Origin of the sequence: Streptomyces sp. NPDC049541, from assembly GCF_044465725.1 — a bacterium.
Lineage (GTDB): Bacteria > Actinomycetota > Actinomycetes > Streptomycetales > Streptomycetaceae > Streptomyces.
The window spans coordinates 118,390-137,491 of the sequence record NZ_JBITLY010000015.1; the positions used below are offsets into that span (position 1 = coordinate 118,390).

The 19,102-nt window shown below is 71.3% G+C and carries 14 protein-coding genes and 1 pseudogene; 5 read left to right on the top strand and 10 right to left on the bottom strand.

The window, feature by feature from the left end; translation table 11 throughout:
- Positions 1 to 6 precede the first annotated feature (6 nt).
- The 4 genes from ACIBW9_RS38070 to ACIBW9_RS38085 all read right to left on the bottom strand — a co-directional run bounded on the left by ACIBW9_RS38070 (position 7) and on the right by ACIBW9_RS38085 (position 4,495).
- Positions 7 to 1,293, bottom strand: coding sequence for an aspartate aminotransferase family protein (locus ACIBW9_RS38070; protein WP_398962034.1), 1,287 nt, complete (start codon positions 1,291 to 1,293; stop codon positions 7 to 9).
- Positions 1,290 to 2,132 (bottom strand): nitrilase-related carbon-nitrogen hydrolase, encoded by an 843-nt coding sequence (locus ACIBW9_RS38075; RefSeq protein ID WP_115910095.1) that lies wholly within the window; start codon positions 2,130 to 2,132, stop codon positions 1,290 to 1,292. The genes ACIBW9_RS38070 and ACIBW9_RS38075 overlap by 4 nt, the downstream gene beginning before the upstream one ends.
- Before the next feature lie 179 nt (positions 2,133 to 2,311).
- Positions 2,312 to 4,096 (bottom strand): hypothetical protein, encoded by a 1,785-nt coding sequence (locus tag ACIBW9_RS38080; RefSeq protein ID WP_398962037.1) that lies wholly within the window; start codon positions 4,094 to 4,096, stop codon positions 2,312 to 2,314.
- A 147-nt stretch (positions 4,097 to 4,243) separates the two neighbouring features.
- Complete coding sequence (locus ACIBW9_RS38085) at positions 4,244 to 4,495, bottom strand: helix-turn-helix domain-containing protein (RefSeq protein WP_030947047.1); 252 nt, start codon at positions 4,493 to 4,495, stop codon at positions 4,244 to 4,246.
- Between the two features lie 32 nt (positions 4,496 to 4,527).
- Between ACIBW9_RS38085 and map the strand changes: the two genes are divergently transcribed.
- Positions 4,528 to 5,307 carry a type I methionyl aminopeptidase gene (gene map, locus ACIBW9_RS38090; RefSeq protein WP_398962041.1) on the top strand — a complete coding sequence of 260 codons (780 nt, stop codon included), beginning with the start codon at positions 4,528 to 4,530 and terminating at the stop codon, positions 5,305 to 5,307.
- A gap of 415 nt (positions 5,308 to 5,722) precedes the next feature.
- Positions 5,723 to 8,260 carry an ATP-dependent Clp protease ATP-binding subunit gene (locus ACIBW9_RS38095; RefSeq protein ID WP_398962044.1) on the top strand — a complete coding sequence of 846 codons (2,538 nt, stop codon included), beginning with the start codon at positions 5,723 to 5,725 and terminating at the stop codon, positions 8,258 to 8,260.
- 61 nt (positions 8,261 to 8,321) lie between these two features.
- On the opposite strand, the gene ggt is transcribed toward ACIBW9_RS38095, so the two are convergent.
- Positions 8,322 to 10,130 carry a gamma-glutamyltransferase gene (gene ggt / locus ACIBW9_RS38100; protein WP_398962047.1) on the bottom strand — a complete coding sequence of 603 codons (1,809 nt, stop codon included), beginning with the start codon at positions 10,128 to 10,130 and terminating at the stop codon, positions 8,322 to 8,324.
- 143 nt (positions 10,131 to 10,273) lie between these two features.
- Between ggt and ACIBW9_RS38105 the strand changes: the two genes are divergently transcribed.
- On the top strand, positions 10,274 to 11,032 hold the full coding sequence (locus ACIBW9_RS38105; RefSeq protein WP_398962049.1) for a hypothetical protein: 759 nt from the start codon (positions 10,274 to 10,276) through the stop codon (positions 11,030 to 11,032).
- A gap of 116 nt (positions 11,033 to 11,148) precedes the next feature.
- Entirely contained in the window at positions 11,149 to 12,714 is a 1,566-nt protein-coding gene (locus ACIBW9_RS38110; RefSeq protein WP_398962052.1) for an alpha/beta fold hydrolase, read from the top strand.
- A gap of 36 nt (positions 12,715 to 12,750) precedes the next feature.
- On the opposite strand, the pseudogene ACIBW9_RS38115 reads toward ACIBW9_RS38110, so the two are convergent.
- Both ACIBW9_RS38115 and ACIBW9_RS38120 read right to left on the bottom strand, forming a co-directional pair.
- Positions 12,751 to 13,228: pseudogene (locus tag ACIBW9_RS38115) on the bottom strand (hypothetical protein).
- Positions 13,229 to 13,358: 130 nt separating this feature from the next.
- Entirely contained in the window at positions 13,359 to 13,766 is a 408-nt protein-coding gene (locus tag ACIBW9_RS38120; protein ID WP_398962055.1) for a DUF6278 family protein, read from the bottom strand.
- 166 nt (positions 13,767 to 13,932) lie between these two features.
- Here ACIBW9_RS38120 and ACIBW9_RS38125 point away from each other — a divergent pair, with 166 nt between their 5' ends.
- Positions 13,933 to 15,699, top strand: a complete 1,767-nt coding sequence (locus ACIBW9_RS38125) for an SGNH/GDSL hydrolase family protein (RefSeq protein ID WP_398962058.1) — start codon at positions 13,933 to 13,935, stop codon at positions 15,697 to 15,699.
- 301 nt (positions 15,700 to 16,000) lie between these two features.
- On the opposite strand, the gene ACIBW9_RS38130 is transcribed toward ACIBW9_RS38125, so the two are convergent.
- From ACIBW9_RS38130 to pcaC, 3 genes are all read right to left on the bottom strand, one after another.
- Entirely contained in the window at positions 16,001 to 16,780 is a 780-nt protein-coding gene (locus ACIBW9_RS38130) for an exodeoxyribonuclease III (protein WP_398962061.1), read from the bottom strand.
- 62 nt (positions 16,781 to 16,842) lie between these two features.
- Positions 16,843 to 17,478, bottom strand: a complete 636-nt coding sequence (locus ACIBW9_RS38135) for an MBL fold metallo-hydrolase (protein ID WP_398962064.1) — start codon at positions 17,476 to 17,478, stop codon at positions 16,843 to 16,845.
- Between the two features lie 71 nt (positions 17,479 to 17,549).
- Positions 17,550 to 18,860, bottom strand: a complete 1,311-nt coding sequence (gene pcaC, locus ACIBW9_RS38140; RefSeq protein WP_398962066.1) for a 4-carboxymuconolactone decarboxylase — start codon at positions 18,858 to 18,860, stop codon at positions 17,550 to 17,552.
- Positions 18,861 to 19,102 lie beyond the last annotated feature (242 nt).

Sequence of the window (19,102 nt, forward strand, 5' to 3'; positions counted from 1 at the left end):
AGTCCACTACTGCGTGAGGCTCCTCAGAGCGCGTTCGAGGATCGCGGCGCCCTCCTCGGCCTCCGCGACCGTCAGGGACAGGGGCGGGGCGATGCGCAGGGCGCTGGTGTTGTGGCCGCCCCCCTTGCCGATGAGCAGCCCGTCCGCGCGGGTCGCCTCGAGGACGGCGGACGCGGCGTCCGGGTCGGCCTCGTCGGTGCCCGGCTTCACCAGCTCGATACCGAGCATCAGGCCGCGGCCGCGCACCTCCCGTACGTGCGGGACCTGGGCGGCGACGGCCCGCAGCCGCTCGATGAGCAGCCCGCCGACTCGCCGGGCGTTGCCCTGGAGGTCGTGTTCCAGCAGATAGGTGAGGTTGGCGAGGCCCGCGGCCATGGTGATCTGGGTGCCACCGAAGGTGGAGATGCTGTTGGCGTCCAGGCAGTTCATGATCTCGGCGCGGGCGACGACACCGCCGATGGAGCTGCCGTTGCCGATGCCCTTGGCGAAGGTGAGGATGTCCGGCGGGCCGCTCTGCCCGTGCGCTTGCCAGCCCCAGAAGTGGTCGCCGGTGCGGCCCCAGCCGGTCTGCACCTCGTCGGCGATCCACAGGATGCCGCGCTCGGCGAGGACCTCGCGGAAGGCCGCGTAGAGGCCGTCAGGGCCGGAGGTGAAGCCGCCGACGCCCTGGATGGGCTCGGCGATCAGCGCGGCGGGCGGGCGGGTGTGGCCGAGCAGGTCCTTGAGGTCGTCCACGCAGGCCGCGATGAAGTCGTCGTCGCTCAGCCCGGCGTAGGGACCGCGGGTCCGCACACCCCCGTGGACGTACAGCGTCTGGAGAGGTGACAGCGAGGTGGGCGACCAGCCGCGGTTGCCGGTGATGCCGACCGCGCTGAAGGAGCGGCCGTGGTAGCTGTTGCGCATCGCCAGGACGGTGTTGCTCTGCCGGTAGGTGGTGGCGAGCAGCAGGGCGGTGTCGTTGGCCTCCGTCCCGGAGGTGGTGAAGAAGACGCGGGCGTCCGGGATGCCGCTCAACTGGGCGATGCGCTCGGCGAGTTCGACCATCGGGCGGTTCAGGTAGAGCGTGGAGGAGTGCAGGATCCGCCCGGCCTGCTCGCTGACCGCCTTGGTGACCTCGGGCAGCGCGTGCGCGGTCATCGTGGTGAGGATGCCGCCGAAGAAGTCGAGGTACTTGTTGCCGTCGGAGTCCCAGACGTGCCGGCCCTCGCCGTGCGTGATCTCCAGCGGGTCCTCGTAGTAGAGGGCGAGCCAGTCGGGCAGTACCGACTTGTGGCGGGCGTAGAGGTCGGTCACGGCTGTACCAGTCCTTCGTAGGCGTCGGGTCGTCGGTCACGGTAGAACGCCCATTGCTGCCGCACTTCCTCGATCAGGTCGAAGTCGAGGTCGCGGACGAGGAGCTCCTCGGTCTTGTCGCTCGCGGTGTCACCGACGAACTGGCCGCGCGGGTCGACGAAGTACGAGGTCCCGTAGAAGTCGTTGTCGCCGTACTCCTCGACGCCGACCCGGTTGATCGCGGCGACGAAGTACTCGTTGGCGACGGCCGCGGCGGGCTGCTCGAGCCGCCAGAGGTAGGAGGAGAGACCGCGGTGGGTGGCGGAGGGGTTGTAGACCAACTGGGCGCCGTTGAGCCCGAGTTGGCGCCAGCCTTCGGGGAAGTGGCGGTCGTAGCAGATGTAGACGCCCACCTTCCCGACGGCGGTGTCGAAGACCGGCCACCCCACATTGCCGGGCTTGAAGTAGTACTTCTCCCAGAAGCCCTTGACCTGCGGGATGTGGTGCTTGCGGTACTTGCCGAGGAAGGTGCCGTCGGCGTCGATCACGGCGGCGGTGTTGTAGTAGAAGCCGGACTGCTCGACCTCGAAGACCGGCACGACGATCACCATGCCGGTTTCCCGGGCGAGGTCCTGCATACGACGTACGGTCGGCCCCTCGGGCACCGGCTCGGCCCAGCGGTAGTGCTCGGGTTCCTGGACCTGGCAGAAGTAGGGAGCGTTGAAGACCTCCTGGAACCCGATGATCTTCGCACCCTGTCGGGCCGCCTCGCGGGCGTGCTCCTCGTGTTTCGCCACCATGGACTCGGTGTCGCCGGTCCAGGTGGCCTGGACCAGAGCGGCACGAACGACGTTGGCCATGAGCTGCTCCTTCGGCGGGTCGTCAGAGCCTCTACGCCCGTAGAACAGGCCGTAGAGGGATGAACGTAAGCCTCCGGGAGAGCCTTGCCAAGACCATCGCCGTTAACCCGCGGAGTCGATCACGTTTCGCACTCCTGTGGAGGAGCGAAGGGGCCGGTGGGAGGGGTGGCGGAGGTGTGTCAGGCGGTGAAGCCGGCGACCCGGAGGGCGTGCACCAGATCCCAGTGTCGCTCTTCGGAGACGCCCCGCGCGGCCTCCAGCAGGAGCGGTACGAGGGTCCGCGGGTCGGGCTCGGCGCTGCGGGCCGCCTCCTCGGGGGTGCGGACACGGACGTATGCGTCGAGCAGCGCACGCACCTCGCGATCGCGTCCCCCGCCGGACAGTGCCAGTACGGCCTGCCCGATCTCGGTGGCGGGCCGGGCGACGCCCTGCCGCAGGATCTGCTCGCCGTCGTCGCCGCGCCCGGCCGCGACCAGGGCGTCCGCTGCGGCCACGAGCCGCTCGGCGGGCAGCGAGGCGGCCTCCCACAGCAGGGTCGCCCAGTCGGCGCCGAGCCCGGCGCGCTGAAGTTCCGCGGCGAGCAGCGGGAAGCGGGCGGCGGGCCAGTGGGCGGCGTCGACGAGCAGGGCGTGCGCCTCGCCACTACGCCCCTCCTGACGCAACCGCACGAGCCGCTCGACGGCACCGGCGACTTCCTGCGGCCCCGCCGTGTCCAGGGGCTCGGGCTGCGGCTGCTGCGGCCGCTCCGCCACCTCGGCGGCCCCCGCGAACCGCGCGCCGCGCGGGGTACGACCGGTGGCCTTCGGAGCGGGCAGGACCGGCTCGACGGTCTGCGGTACGGCGACGGGGGCGGCCTCCGCCTCGACCATCCCGGCGAACCGGGCGCTGCCTCGACGGCGCTTGCGCTGCTTGGGAGCGGGGGGTTCAGGGGCGGGCTGTGCCGCGTCGGAGGGGGTGGCGTGCGCGTGGTGCTGCTCGGGCGAGCCGCCGTCGTACGAGACAGGACGCGCCGCCTCGAACGGGCCACGGGGCCGTGCCGCCCCCGCGGGGCGGTACGAGTCGTACGCCGGCGCCGCACCGGAGGCAGCCACCTCGTAGGGGTCGCTCGGCTGCCCCTGTGCGAGGGCGCGCCGGTACGACCCCGCCGCACCCGCACCGGGGGCAGCGGCCGCCTCATGCGGGCCGCCCTGCTGCCCCTCCGCGGCGACGCGGTCGTACGGACCGCTCCGGGCCCACGCAGGGGCGCCTCCGCCCGAGGTGCCCGCAGCGAACCGGTCCCGTGGTCCGTCTGCGGGACCGGCGTCATAGGGGCCGCGCTGGTGCGGGAAGGCCTGGCCGTGGGCCTCGTCACCGTCCGTGGGTGGTGGCTCGTCCGGGGGGAACTCCCTGTCGATGCGGTAGAACGCGCCTTCCGCGGTGCGGGCCCGGCGGATGGCCGCCGCCCTGCTGTCTGCCGTGCGGCTGTCCAAGTCGGCCATCCGGGCCCGGAGTTCGGCGCAGCGGGCGGTGGCCCGTTCGTGGTCGTCGCGGGCCCAGGCCAGGTCGAGGCGGAGGGCGTCGGACTCCTGCCGGGTGGTGGCGGAGGCGAGCCGGCGGCCCAGTTCCGCCTGGCGTTCGGCGGCGTAGCGCTGCTCGCGGAGCATGACGTCGAGCCGGTCACCGAGCGCCTCCCGGCCGCCGGGCCGGGCGTCGTGCGCCGCCAGCGCGGCGGTGTGCAGCCCGCGGACCCGCTCCTGCTCCTGGGCGGCGGCAGCCGGACCGTACTGCGCGGCGAGGTCCTGCAGCAGCGCTTCCACCACGTCCCAGGGCGGCACTTCACGCCCTGCGAGGCAGGCCCGCATCCCGTCGGGGTCCCGCTGCCAGAAGACGGCGCACCAGCCGCCGCCCTGGTCGAGGCGCGCCAGCAGGCCGTTCAGGTAGTTCACGAACTCCCGCACCCGGCCCGGGAGTTGATCCACAGCCATCGCCCAACTCCCGCCAGACCGGAGCACTCCGGTCCGTTAGACAACACGAGCCGTGTTACGGGAGCGCTACGAGAAGTTTTCCGACGGGACGCAGAGTACGCCCCGGGCACCGGAACGTGACGTGCGCGGGGGCGACTCTTGCCGGACTCACACCGCGACCGGCGCGCAGGCCCCTGCGAGTTCGTCCATGGACAGCCCGAGCGCGCGGGCCAGCGCGGCGACCGTGAAGAAGGCCGGCGTCGGGGCCCGGCCCGTCTCGATCTTCCGCAGGGTCTCCGCGGAGATCCCGGCGTCCGCCGCGACATCGGTCATGCTCCGCCCGCCGCGGGCCTCGCGGAGCAGCCGTCCGAGCCGCTCGCCGCGTTCGCGTTCTTCGGGGGTGAGAGGGGTGCGCACCATGCCGTCATTCTAATACCGGTATAGTAATTGGCATGGTGGAGCTGAAGACAGACACATCGATCGACGCCATGTACGAGGCGGGGCAGGTGGTCGGGCGCGCCCTGACGGCCGTACGGAACGCCGCCGACGTGGGCGTTTCCCTGCTGGAGCTGGACGAGGTGGCCCGCGGGGTGCTGCGCGGGGCAGGGGCGTCCTCGCCCTTCCTCGGATACCGTCCCTCCTTCGCCCCCGTCCCCTTTCCAGCCGTCATCTGCGCCTCGGTGAACGACGCGATCGTGCACGGCATCCCGACCGGCTACCGGCTGCGCGACGGCGACCTGGTCTCCATCGACTGCGGTGCCGAACTGGGCGGCTGGGTCGGCGACTCGGCGACCAGTTTCGTGGTGGGCGAGCCGCGCCCGGCGGACGTCCGGCTGATCGAGACGGCGGAGCGGGCCCTGGCGGCGGCCATCGAGGCGGCGGTGGTCGGCAACCGCATCGGCGACATCGCCCATGCGATCGGCACGGTGTGCCGCACGGCGGGCTACGGCATCCCCGACGGCTTCGGCGGCCATGGCATCGGGCGCCGTATGCACGAGGACCCCGGGGTCCCCAACGAGGGCCGCCCGGGGCGTGGCCTGCCCCTGCGCCACGGCATGGCCCTCGCCATCGAACCGATGCTCATCGCGGGCGGCCGGGACGGCTACCACGCGGCGGCGGACGGCTGGACCCTGCGCACGAACGACGGCTCCCGCGCGGCCCATGTGGAGCACACGGTGGCGATCACGGACTCCGGGCCGCGGATCCTCACCGAGCGGAAGTCGGAGAACTGACTCCGGCCTCGCAAGGCCCCCTGCTGCCGGACGGCACGCTCGCGGGAACCTCACCCGCGGCCGTCCCGGCGCCGACGGGCACAGGGTTCTCCGCGGGACGGTGGCCGCCGACCCGGAGGATCCACGGCTTCGCCCGCCGACCGGCCCATGACCAAGACCCGGTGGGGCGACTCGGCCCTGCGGGTGACGGAGCGGTTGCGCCGCCTCATGGCGTCCCGCGCCCCGCTCCTCATCACGCACGCCGGGCCGAAGTCGTACTGCCCGGGGGTCGGCTCCCCGCGCTTCTGGACATGCCCCCTTCCGGCGGTCGTGCGAAGGTGGTGTGACCGGGCCCTGTTGGGGCACCCGCACGGGCCGGCACGTCGATCAGCGAGCGCGTCCCGGTCCGCCCGCCGGGACGCCGGAACGGAAGGCCATGACCAGCGGCTTCAGTGGTCCTGAGGGCTACGACCCCTTCGGAGAATTCCTCGCCCGCTTCTTCGGCGGCCCGCGCCCGGGCCCCCGGCAGATCGACATAGGGAGGCTGCTCAGTCAGCCCGCCCGGGAACTGGTCCGCGGCGCCGCCCAGTACGCGGCCGAGCACGGCAGCCGGGACCTGGACACCCAGCATCTGCTGCGGGCCGCGCTGGCCAGCGAGCCGACCCGGAGTCTGCTCAGCCGGGCCGGCGCGGATCCCGACTCGCTGGCGTCCGAGATCGACGAACGCTCCGGCCCGGTCCAGCACACGGCGGAGGAGGCGCCGCCCCCCACCTCGCTCTCCCTCACCCCCGCCGTCAAGCGGGCCCTGCTCGACGCCCACGACCTGGCACGGGCCAGCGGCGCCGGTTACATCGGCCCCGAGCACGTGCTCAGCGCCCTGGCGGCGAACCCCGACTCGGCGGCCGGGCACATCCTCAACTCGGCCCGATTCGCGCCCACCGGGCTGCCGCCCGAGGCGCCGGACGCCACGCAGACCCGTACCGAGCACACGCGCGCCACCGGCACGCCCACCCTTGACAAGTACGGCCGCGACCTCACCGAGCTGGCCCGCGAGGGCCGTATCGACCCGGTGATCGGCCGGGAGGACGAGATCGAGCAGACCATCGAGGTGCTGTCGCGGCGCGGCAAGAACAACCCGGTGCTGATCGGTGACGCGGGCGTCGGCAAGACCGCCATCGTGGAGGGTCTCGCCCAGCGCATCGCCGACGGTGACGTGCCCGACGTACTGATCGGGCGGCGGGTGGTCGCCCTGGACCTCACCGGTGTGGTCGCGGGCACCCGCTACCGCGGTGACTTCGAGGAACGCCTCAACAACATCGTCGGCGAAATCCGCACGCATTCCGACCAGTTGATCGTCTTCATCGACGAGCTGCACACGGTCGTCGGCGCGGGTGGAGGCGGCGAGGGCGGGGCGATGGACGCCGGCAACATCCTCAAGCCGGCGCTCGCCCGCGGCGAGCTCCACATCGTCGGCGCCACCACCCTGGAGGAGTTCCGCCGGATCGAGAAGGACGCGGCACTGGCCCGCCGCTTCCAGCCGATCCTGGTGCCCGAACCCTCCGTACCGGACACGATCGAGATCCTGCGGGGTCTGCGCGACCGCTACGAGGCCCACCACCAGGTCCGCTACACCGACGAGGCCCTGGTGGCCGCCGTCGAGCTGTCCGACCGCTATCTCACCGACCGCAGGCTGCCCGACAAGGCCATCGACCTCATCGACCAGGCCGGCGCGCGGGTACGGCTGCGGGCCCGCACGAAAGGCACCGACGTACGGGCCCTGGAGCGCGAGGTCGAGCAGCTGACCTGCGACAAGGACCAGGCGGTCGCCGACGAGCAGTACGAGCGGGCAACCCAGCTGCGCGACCGCATCGTCGAGTTGAGGAAGCGCATCGCGGACACCACGGGCGGCGACGAGGCCGACGAGGGGCAGCTGGAGGTGACCGCCGAGGCGATCGCCGAGGTGGTGTCCCGGCAGACGGGCATCCCGGTCGCCAGCCTCACCCAGGAGGAGAAGGAGAAGCTGCTCGGCCTGGAGCAGCACCTCCATGAGCGGGTCGTCGGGCAGGACGAGGCCGTCGCCGTGGTCGCCGAGGCCGTCATGCGCTCCCGCGCCGGACTCGCCAGCCCCGACCGGCCGATCGGCAGCTTCCTCTTCCTCGGCCCGACCGGCGTCGGCAAGACGGAACTGGCACGCGCCCTCGCGGAGGCCCTCTTCGGCAGCGAGGAGCGCATGGTGCGCCTGGACATGAGCGAGTACCAGGAACGCCACACCGTCAGCCGCCTGGTCGGCGCCCCGCCCGGCTACGTGGGCCACGAGGAGGCGGGCCAGCTCACCGAGGTCGTGCGCCGCCACCCGTACTCGCTCCTGCTCCTCGACGAGGTGGAGAAGGCCCACCCGGACGTCTTCAACATCCTGCTCCAGGTCCTCGACGACGGCCGTCTCACCGACTCCCAGGGCCGGACCGTCGACTTCACCAACACGGTCATCGTGATGACGAGCAACCTGGGCTCCGAGGCGATCACCCGGCGCGGCGCCGGCATCGGCTTCGGGGCGGGCGGTGCCGACGCCGACGAGGAGGCCCGCCGCGAACAGATCCTGCGTCCGCTGCGCGAGCACTTCCGCCCCGAGTTCCTCAACCGCATCGACGAGATCGTCGTCTTCCGCCAGCTCACCGGCGACCAACTGCGGCAGATCACCGCCCTGTTGCTGGAGCGGACCCGCCGCCTGCTGCAGGCGCAGGGCGTCACGGTCGAGTTCACGGCCCCGGCCGTCGACTGGCTCGCCGAACACGGCTACCAGCCCGAATACGGCGCCCGCCCCCTGCGCCGCACCATCCAGCGCGAGGTCGACAACCAGCTGTCGCGACTGCTGCTGGACGGCCGGGTGGCAGAGGGCGGCCATGTGACGGTGAATGTGGAGGAGGGCCGGCTGGCCTTCCAGACGGAGGACCTGCCGATCGCCCCGGAGCTGTGACGGGCCTGGTTCTGAGGGGCGCGGGGAACTGCGCGACCAGCCCCCACGCACCCGCAGACGACTACGGCGCCGGGTCAACCACCTGCGCCGACCCACCGCCCCTACGGACCGTCTCAGCCGCCGCCAACCACTTCCCGCCAGGCAACCGCTGAACACCCGTAGCCGCCCCGATCTCCGGGTTCAACTTGAACGAGTGCCCAATGGCCTCAAGCTGCGCCCGCAAACTCCCGGCACCGGTGTCGTTGTAGAGCGCCGGCTCCAGCTCCGTCTGCGCGGCATTCCGCTGACTGGCGCGCGGCGCCGCGATCGCGTCGACCAGCGGCAGATGACGGTCGAGGAACTCGGTCAGCACCTGGAGCACGGTGGTGATGATCGTCGCCCCACCGGGCGAACCGAGCGCCACCACCGGCTTGTTGTGCTTGTCGAGCACGATCGTCGGCGAGATCGACGACCGCGGCCGCTTGCCCGGCCCCGGCAGGTTCGGGTCGTGCACGGCCGGGTTCGCCGGGGCGAAGGAGAAGTCCGTCAGCTCGTTGTTGAGGATGAACCCACGCCCGGGCACGGTGATCGCACTGCCGCCGGTCTGCTCGATGGTCAGCGTGTAGGACACGACGTTGCCCCACTTGTCGGCCACGGTGAGGTGCGTGGTGTTCTCACCCTCGTACGTCGTGGGGGCCGCCGTACCGCCGGAGGCGCACGCGGCCGGACGGCGCGGATCCCCGGGCGCCACCGGGCTGGTCAGCACCGCGTTGTCCTTGATGAGGCACGCCCGCGAGTCGGCGTACTTCTGCGAGAGCAGTTCCTTCGTCGGTACGTCCTCGAAGGCGGGGTCGCCGACCCAGCGCCCGCGGTCCGCGAAGGCGATCCGGCTGGCCTCGATGTAGTGGTGCAGGTACTGGACCTCACTCGCCTTCGAGAGGTCCGTGTTCTCCAGGATGTTGAGGGCTTCTCCGACGGTCGTGCCGCCGGAGGACGAGGGTGCGATGGAGTAGACGCCGAGTCCGCGGTACGAGGTCTTCGTGGGCGCCTGGAGTCTGGCGCGGTAGGCCGCGAGGTCCTTGTCGGCCAGCTTGCCGGGGCGGGCGTTCCAGCCCGAGGCCGGGTCCACGGGCGGGTGGTTCACCGTGCGGACGATGTCGTCACCGAGGTCGCCGTGGTAGATCGCGCCGACGCCCTTGCTGCCCAGCTCCTCGTAGGTCTTGGCAAGTTCGGGGTTCTTGAAGGTGGAGCCGACCACCGGGAGCTGTCCGCCCGGCAGGAACAGCTTGGCCGTGTCGGGGAAGTAGCGGAACCGGGTCTCGTTGGCGGCGGTCTGCGAGCGGAAGGTGTCGTCGACGGTGAAGCCGTCGCGGGCGATCCGCTCGGCGGGCCCCAGCACCGTGCCGAGTCTTCTGCTGCCCCAGTGGTCGAGCGCGGTCTGCCAGGTGGCGGGCGTGCCCGGGGTGCCGACGCTCAGGCCGCTGCTGACGGCGTCGGCGAAGGCGAGGGGTTTGCCGTTCTCCACGAAGAGGTGGGAGTCGGCGGTCAGCGGCGCGGTCTCGCGGCCGTCGATCGTGTGCACCGTGCGGGTCTTGGCGTCGTAGTAGACGAAGTAGCCGCCGCCGCCGATCCCGGAGGAGTAGGGCTCGGTGACGCCGAGCGCGGCCGCGGTGGCGACGGCCGCGTCGACCGCGTTGCCGCCCTTCTTCAGGACCTCGATGCCGGCGGCGGAGGCGTCCGCGTCGACGCTTGCGACGGCGCCGCCGTAGCCGACGGCGACGGGCACCTTCTGCGGTGTCGTCGCGGTGGCCGGCGGTGCTGCCGCCCCCACCGACACCACGGCGGCCGAGACCGCCAGGACCGAGAGTTTCCGCGCGACAGGGCGACGCATCCGTACCTCCAGTCAGGGGCGTCCGCGCAGCGTAACCGCATCATCCGGGGCCCCAACAGCCCCTTTCCCGCTGCTGTCATACGAATGCCACGGATCGAACACCGGTACGTACCAGTCATGTCGGCCCGCTAGCATGCGCGCCCATGAACGACGACGTGCGCAACATCGTCCTGGGCGTGGTGGCGGCCGGCATCAGTGCCGCGCTCGGCTGGCTGGCCCGTACCTGTCTGTGGAAGCGGAAACTCCGCCGCAAGCAGGCGTTCTTCGGGCTCCCCGACCACTCCGAGTCGCTGCTCGTCGTCAACCGCGATGCCGGCAGTCCCGATCTCGCGGTGCACCGCTACGACGTGTTCGCGCTGCTGGAACTGGCCGCGCTCATCAAGGACTGCGGCGCACATGCCGAGGTGATCACCCAGGACGCGGCCCGGCAGGGCTTCGGCGAGCGGACCGAGTTCTGCGTCGGAGGGCCGGGCTCGAACCGGCGCATGGCCGCCCACCTGCACGCCATGCTGCCCGGGGTGCGGGTCAACACGGACCCGGAGCCGGGCCCGGACCGGCTGGCGTTCCAGATCGGCAGCGAGCGCTACCGCATGGAGAAGGGCCTGTCCGAATATGTGCTGCTGGCACGGCTGACGGCCGGTCAGCCCGGCCTGACCCGCCCCGTCTTCCTGTTCAGCGGGCAGACCGCGATCACCAACCAGGCCGCGACCCGCTACCTCGCCCGCAACCACGAGCGACTGGCCCGCAAGTACGGCAACAACACGTTCGTCCTGCTGCTGAAGGTGGTCAACTCACAGGCGTACGGCCCGGACGTCGCCGAGCTCGTCGCGGACGTGACCCGCGCGGCACAGGCACCCCTGCCGGCACCCCCCGCTCCCCGCAACTCCCACCGCGCCTCCTGAATTCATTCACATGACAACAATCGTTACTGGCACGTAACTTACCGACGGGTTACCTCTGGTAAAGGTGCGAGGTTACCGTCTGGTCACTTTGCACTGACACGAGTGAGGAGTGACCCGTGGGAACCCATCGCAAGGCCCTGCGCACGACCGCCGTCGGCGCCGTCTCCGCGACGCTGATCGCCGGTAGCGCCCTCGGGCTCGCCCCCGCCGCACAGGCCGCGGACGCCGTCCGCTTCGTCGACATCGCCGGCGACGGCGGCACCGTCCTCAAGGCGAACGTCCTCATGCCCGCGGGCGCCGACGGCACGCACCGCTACCCGCTGCTGGTGCTCCCCACGAGCTGGGGCCTGCCCCAGGTCGAGTACCTCGCCCAGGCCCAGAAGCTCGCCGACTCCGGCTACGTCGTGGTCAGTTACAACGTGCGGGGCTTCTGGCAGTCCGGCGGGGAGATAGAAGTGGCCGGGCCACCGGACATAGCCGACGCCTCCAAGGTCATCGACTGGGCGCTCGCCAACACCCCGGCCGACTCGGCCCACATCGGCATGGCGGGGGTCTCGTACGGCGCCGGCATCAGTCTGATCGCCGCCGCGCACGACAAGCGGATCAGGGCGGTCGCCGCCCTCAGCGGCTGGGCCGATCTGATCGACTCGATCTACTCCGGCCGCACCCAGCACGTCCAGGCCGGCGCCGTGCTGGACGGCGCGAGCCTGGTCACCGGCCGGCAGAGCCCCGAACTCCGGCAGATCTTCGACAACTTCTACGCCTCCAACCTGTCCAAGGAACAGGACATGATCAATTGGGGGAAGAAACGTTCGGCCGCAACATATGTGGATCAGCTGAACAAGAACGGCGCAGCGGTCATGCTGGCCAACGCGTGGGGCGACACGGTCTTCGCGCCCAACCAGTGCGCGGACTTCTACGAGAAGCTGACCGGCCCGAAGAGACTGGAGCTCCGCCCCGGCGACCACGCCACCGCCGAGCTGACCGGCCTGTTCGGACTGCCCAACGATGTGTGGACGGACACCGAGCGCTGGTTCGGCCACTACCTCAAGGGCGTGGACAACGGCATCAACCGCGAGGAGCCGGTCCAGCTCAAGCCCCGCACCACGGGCGGCTACGAGGGCTACCCGGACTGGAAGTCCGTCGCCGCCACGGACCGGAAGATCGCGCTCGCCGGCACTACCACGATCCACACGAACGTCGACTCCGGGGCCGACGGCGGAATCGTCTTCCTGTCGAGCATCCTCGACCAGTTCGCCCAACTGCCCCCGATGGCCTCGATCCCCCTGCTCCCCCGCCGCTGGGCCGCCGTCTGGCAGTCGGAGAGGTACGCCGACATCCAGCAGATCCGCGGTACGGCCCGGCTGCACACCACGGTCACCCCGACCAAGGAGAGCGGCACCCTCGTCGCCTATCTCTACGACGTGGGGCCGCTCGGCCTCGGCAAGCTGGTCAGCAACGCGCCGTACACCTTCCACGGGCGCACGCCCGGAAAGCCGTTCGGTCTCGACCTGGATCTGTTCTCCACGGCCTACGACGTCCCGGCAGGGCACCGGCTGGCCCTGGTCGTCGACACGGTCGACCCGCTCTACATCGAGCACAACCCGTCCGGCGCTCAGCTGACCTTCTCCTCGCCGGCGAACGACCCGTCGTACGTGTCGATTCCCCTGCGCAAGCAGTGATCTCCGGCTGCCGCCGGCCGGGCATGGCTCTGTCGCTCAGTGCTTGAGGATCTTGGACAGGAAGTCTTCGGCGCGCTCGCCGTGCGGGCCGGTGAAGAACTCCTCCGGGGCGCGGCCCTCGACGACGCGGCCGTCGGACATGAGGAGGACACGGTTGGCGGCAGAGCGGGCGAAGCCCGTCTCGTGGGTGACGACGACCGTCGTCACGCCGTCGCGGGCCGGCTGCCGCATGACCTCGAGGACCTCGTTGATCATCTCGGGGTCGAGGGTGGAGGTGGGCTCGCCGAACAGGAGCGCCTTGGGCGCCATGGCGAGGGCGCGGGCGATGGCCGAGGAGCCGGCGGGAGTGCCTGTCGGCTTCCTCCGCCTTGCGCCGGCGGACCCTGGTCTGCCCGGTCGAGACGTTCTGCAGGACGGTCCTGGGAGCGAACAGGTCGAACGACTGGTGCAGGACATGCAACTCCCCGTAGTACTCGTTGACGTCATGCAGCTCGATCAGCGGATCGACGGCCATTCGCAGCCCTACTCACTCTCAGCTGTGTCGTGGTTGCCGCAAACTATCCGGACACGAGTTGACTTACGTCACGACACGCACTTTTCGGGCATAAGCCGTATTTACGTCGATCTTAGGTCGGCCGCTCCGCTCATGTCTCCGCGACCTCGGCGTACAGCTGCGAGAGCTCGGGCACCCCGCCGGCCGCCCACTCGTGCCCGGAGGTCACGACGTCGAACTCGCGGCCCGAGGCGAGCCGCACGACGGGCTGGCCGTCCGGCCAGAGCTTCCAGGCGGCGCCGGGCACGGTGCGCACGATGACCGTGCCCAGATAGAGCCCGGCGTCGTTGCCGAGCCAGTGCAGCACCTCGGGGTCGTCCCGCCAGCGCGGCAGCAGCTGGTCGAGTGCCTCCAACGAGGCTGCGGAGTCATCGAGTTGGACGCCCTCCTGGGACGCCTGCGAGCGGAGCAGTTCGCACTCGGAGAGGAGTTCGGCGATGCCCTCCGGGTCGGGGATGCCGTGCTTTTCATGCCGGTGGCCCAGAAAAGGGATCTTCATACCTCCCAGCGTGTCATTCGCACCGGCATGCGCACCACAGGCGCGCGGGCCGTCACTTCGGGGCTATTTCGCTCCGACTCCGTGCATGGCTCGTTGACGGGCCCCTCACGTCTCTCTAGCTTCGCGATGCGTCTTTCGTCCCACCGGTGAGCGGGAGGAGTCGGCCGTGCGTCGACGTGTGCGGGGATTCGCGGTTGCCATCGTCTCGTTCGCCTTCCTGGCGCCTGTCGTGCCGGCAGGAGCCGCTGCCGGCGACGGGGCACAACCACAGCCGCTGGAGCGGCTCTTCGACAACGTTGCCGTCAGCGACGATGCCCGTCCGGGGCAGGCGAACCTCGACGGCTACGGCGGTTCCCTGTCGGCACAGGACCTGACGGCCGCGGGCTGGACGCCCGACCGTGCCCTCACCGTGCAGGGTGCCCGGCTGACCTGGCCTCGGCGGCTGCCGGGCGAGCCGGACAACGTGCTCGCCGCGGGACAGTCCGTGCGGGTCGGCGGGCGCGGCGACGCCCTCGCCTTCCTGGTGGCGGGCACGGGCGGGGCCGGCGCGAGCGGCACGGGCTCGGTCTCGTACCGGGACGGCACCCGCTCCTCGTACGCACTGACCGCTTCCGACTGGCGCGCCGGCCCGCTCGCCACGAAGGCGGTGGCGCTGCCGCACATCAACACACCCGTCGGTCAACTCGCCGAGCAGGCACGGCTGTACGTGGTGACCGTGCCGCTGGTCCGGGGGCGCCAGGTGGCTTCGGTGCAGTTGCCGCGTGCTGCGGGTCTGCATGTCTTCGCCGTGGCCGTGCGGTCCTCGGGCACGGGCTGGACCGGCAGTTGGGCGGCCGCCACCTCCGGTGTCCGGGCCGTGGGGCCGTGGAGCGACCGGACGGTACGGCTGGTCGTGCACACGTCGGTGGGCGGCTCGCGGGTGCGGCTGCGGTTCGACAACACGTTCGCGGCGGCGCCGGTACGGATCGGTGGCGCGACGGTGGCCGTGCAGAAGGAGGGGGCCACGGCGCGGGGAGTGCCGGTGCCGCTGTCGTTCCGGGGCGGGGCGGGGGTCGAGATCCCGGCCGGGGCCCAGGCGTTCAGCGATCCGCTCGGCTTCGTGGTGCCCGCGGACGCCAATCTGCTGGTGAGTTTCCATCTGCCCGGGCCGGTCGCCGCGGCGCCCGTGCACCAGCTGGCGGTGCAGCGTTCGTATGTGAGCACGGCGGGCGACCATACGGCGGAGGGCTCTGGGGCGGCGTACACCACGACCCTGTCCAGGTGGCCGTTGCTGACCGGAGTGGACGTGGGCGGAGGGCCGGGGTCGGTGGTGCTGCTCGGGGACTCGATCACCGACGGGGACAGGTCCACGACGGGCGCGAACCGGCGGTGGCCCGATGTGCTGGCGGCACGGCTGCTGAAGCAGCGTGGGGTCCCGCACTATGGGGTGCTCAACCAGGGGATCTCCGGGAACCGTGTGGTCACCGACCGGTATCCCGGTGACGGGGTCTCCACGGACATGGCCGGGGTCAGCGCTCTGAGCCGGTTCGACCGCGATGTCCTCGCCCAGACCTCGGTGCGTACGGCGGTCGTCTTCGAGGGCGTGAACGACCTGCGGGGGCAGGCGACGGCGCAGCAGGTCGTCGCCGGGTTGCGGGAGATCGCGGACCGGGGGCATGCGCGGGGCCTGCGGATGCTGGTCGGCACGATCCTGCCCTGCGAGGGGGAGGTGCGGTGCACGGCTGCCGTCGATGCGGAGCGCTCCGCGGTGAACGCGTGGATCCGGGGGGCCGGGGTGTTCGATGCGGTGCTCGACTTCGATGCGGTGGTGCGGGATCCGGGGCGTCCGGGGCGGATGCTGGCTGCGTATGACAGTGGGGATCATCTGCATCCGGGGGATGCAGGGCTCGCCGCGATGGCCCGATCCGTGGATCTGCGCGCTCTGGTGCCGTGACCGCCCTGGGGGCTGCCGCCCCCAGCCCCCCGCTTCGGCCTGAACGGCCTCGTCCTCAAACGCCGGACGGGCTGATGTGGCTGAGCCCGGCCTTGTCCGTGCACGCCCGACGGGCTGATGTGGCTGAGCTGACCTTGTCCATGCACGCCCGACGGGCTGATGTGGCTGAGCTGACCTTTCCATGCACGCCCGACGGGCTGATGTGGCTGAGCTGACCTTTCCATGCACGCCGGACGGGCTGATGTGGGCGAGCCCGGCCTTGTCCGTGCACGCCCGACGGGCTGATTTCGCAGCCCGGTGGCTACACGTCCAGGTCCACCACCACCGGCGCGTGGTCCGAGGCGCCCTTGCCCTTGCGTTCCTCGCGGTCGACGTAGGCGTCCTTGACTGACTTGGCGAAGGGGGCGTTGCCGTAGACCAGGTCGATGCGCATGCCGCGGTTCTTGGGGAAGCAGAGTTGGCGGTAGTCCCAGTACGTGAAGGGGTGCTCGTACTTCAGGGGGCGGGGGACCACGTCCGAGAGGCCGGCCTCGCGGAGGGACGCCAGGGCGGCGCGCTCGGCGGGGGTGACATGGGTGAGGCCCTCGAAGGCGGCCACGTCGTAGACGTCGTCGTCCGTCGGGGCCACGTTGTAGTCGCCGAGCACGGCGAAGGGGCGGCTGCCGGCCGCGTCGCCGGCGACGGCGGCCTTGAGGGCCTCGAACCACTGGAGCTTGTAGGCGTAGTGGGGGTGGTCCACCTCGCGGCCGTTCGGCACGTACACCGACCAGACGCGGACCGGGCCGCAGGTCGCCGAGATGGCCCGGGGCTCCGGGGCGCCGTCGTAGCCGGGGTCGCCGGGCAGGCCCTTGACCACTTCCTTGAGGCCGACGCGGGAGAGCACCGCCACGCCGTTCCAACGGCCGGTCGCGTTCACCGCCGCCTCGTAGCCGAGGTCGCGCAGTTCGTCGAACGGGAACTGCTCCTCGGCCAGCTTGGCCTCCTGGAGGCAGAGCACGTCCGTGCCGCTGCTCTCCAGCCAGGCCAGGAGCCTCGGCAGGCGGGCGGTGATCGAGTTCACGTTCCAGGTCGCAATGCGCATGCCTCACAACCTACCGGGCCGGTCTGACAACGCGGCCGGCCCGCCCGCTGTGCATCCCGTCCTCAGACCTCCGCCGACTCTCCGGGCGTCAGCCGCAGGTGCTCCGCGCCGCCGAGGGCACCGATCTGGCGGTCGTAGATCGGGCGGGCGAGGTCCGTGAGCAGGGCGTCGTGGATGTCGTAGGCACGCTGCGGTTTGACCTCGCGGACGTACTCGATGACCTCGGAGATCTTGTTCCAGGGGGCCATGACCGGGAGCATCAGCGTCTCGACCGGGTGGTCGGGGACGGTGAGGGCGTCGCCGGGGTGGAAGACCTTGCCGCCGTCGACGAGGTAGCCGACGTTCGTGATGCGCGGGATGTCCGGGTGGATGACGGCGTGCAGCTCGCCGTGGACCTGGATGTCGAAGCCCGCGGCGGTGAACGTGTCGCCGTGGCCGACGGTGTGCACACGGCCCGGGAAGGCGGCCGAGATCTGCTCCGCGACCGAGGCGAGGGTCCAGATCTCGGCCGCCGGATCGGCCTCCAGAGCCGCTCGCAGCCGGCCCTCGTCGAAGTGGTCGGGATGCTCGTGCGTGACGAGGATCGCCTCCGCGCCGAGTGCGGCGTCCTGCTCGCTGAACACGCCGGGGTCGAGGACGAGCGTGCGCCCGTCCTTCTCGAGACGTACGCAGGCGTGCGACTTCTTCGTGAGCTTCATGGCTCCCATCCTGCCCCGTTCGCGGGCTGCTCGGGCGGCTGGGACGGGTGCTCTCGCTGCCCGGCTGACGATCACTCGGTGGGGGTCGTTTCCTCTCTTATGACCTGCTGGGCCACCTTGAACGCGCTGTTCGCCGCCGGCAGGCCGCAGTAGACGGCCGACTGCATCAGCACTTCCTTTATCTCGTTCGGGGTGAGGCCGTTGCGCAGGGCGGCTCGGGTGTGGACGGCGAGCTCCTCCAGGTGGCCGCCCGCGACCAGGCTGGCCAGGGTCACGCAGCTGCGGGCACGCCGGTCGAGACCGGGGCGGTCCCAGATCTCACCCCACCCATAGCGGGTGACGAACTCCTGGAAGTCCCCGGAGAACTCGTCCGCCTGCGCCAGCACCCGGTCGACGTGTGCGTCGCCGAGCACCTCACGGCGCACCTTGATGCCGGTGTCGTAGGGGTCGGGACGTCCGTTCACCGGCGGGGGCTCGACGGCGGCGGGGGCTATCTCGGCGATCGGTGCGGGCTGGTGGGGCTGCGGGGGCGGGGCGAGTACGGGCTTGGCGGGGGTCGCCGGGATGGCGATCTGCCCCGTGGACGACTCGACGTAGCCGGGCTGCCAGGCGGTGGAGAAGTGCCGGACCAGCAGGTCGGTGACGGCGGCGGGCTGCTCGACCGGCACCAGGTGGGAGGCGCCGGGGACGACCGCGAGGCGCGCGTCGGGTATGCCGGCGACCAGGGTGCGGGCCTCGGCGGGACCGGTGACCTTGTCCTCCGAGCCGACGAGCACGAGGGTGGGCACGCCGACGCGGCCGAGTTCGGGCCGTACGTCGAACGCGGCAAGGGCCTCACAGGCGGCGATGTAGCAGCCGGGGTCCGTGGTGCGGACCATCTGCACGGCCCAGTCGGTGATCGCGGGCTGCGCGGCGGCGAACCCGCCGGTGAACCAGCGGTCGGGGGAGGTACGGGCGATGGGGTCGAGCCCGTTCGTCCGCACTATCACCCCGCGCTGGCGGAACTCGTCGGCCGTGCCGAAGCGGGGCGAGGCGGCGATCACCACGAGCGAGGCGAGCCGCTCGGGGCGGCGCAGGGCCAGCTCGAGACCGATCGCGCCGCCGAGCGCACAGCCCGTGTAGCCGAAGCGCTGCACGCCGAGCCCGTCGAGCGTGGCCAGCAGCCGCGAGGCGAGTTCGCCCACCGAGCCCACCGGGTACGCGGGCGCGCCGCCGTGCCCCGGCAGGTCGAAGCGGAAGACGCGCCACTGCTTCGCCAGCTCGGGCACCTGGCGGTCCCACATGTGCCAGGTGGTACCGAGCGAGGGCCCGAGGATGAGGACCGGGGCGTCTTCTGGCCCGTCAAAGCGGTATTGCAGGGTGTTGGACGTACTCTCACTCACCCGACTCACGCTCCCACATCTCACGATTTCTCACGTACCTGGGTGGCATCCCCGTGCAAGCCGTCCCACGTTGTGGCTGCCTCGCGAAGATCCTTTACATCGGGCTTCACATACCACCGCTCGGCGGTGGCCACGTTGCGGCCCGGAGCGACCTCCGACCCCCGCAACCTCTGCGCGATATCGTCGTCATACGCCTGGTATAGATGGACAGCGGCTGTACTCGTGCGGGTGCACGCCGTCGA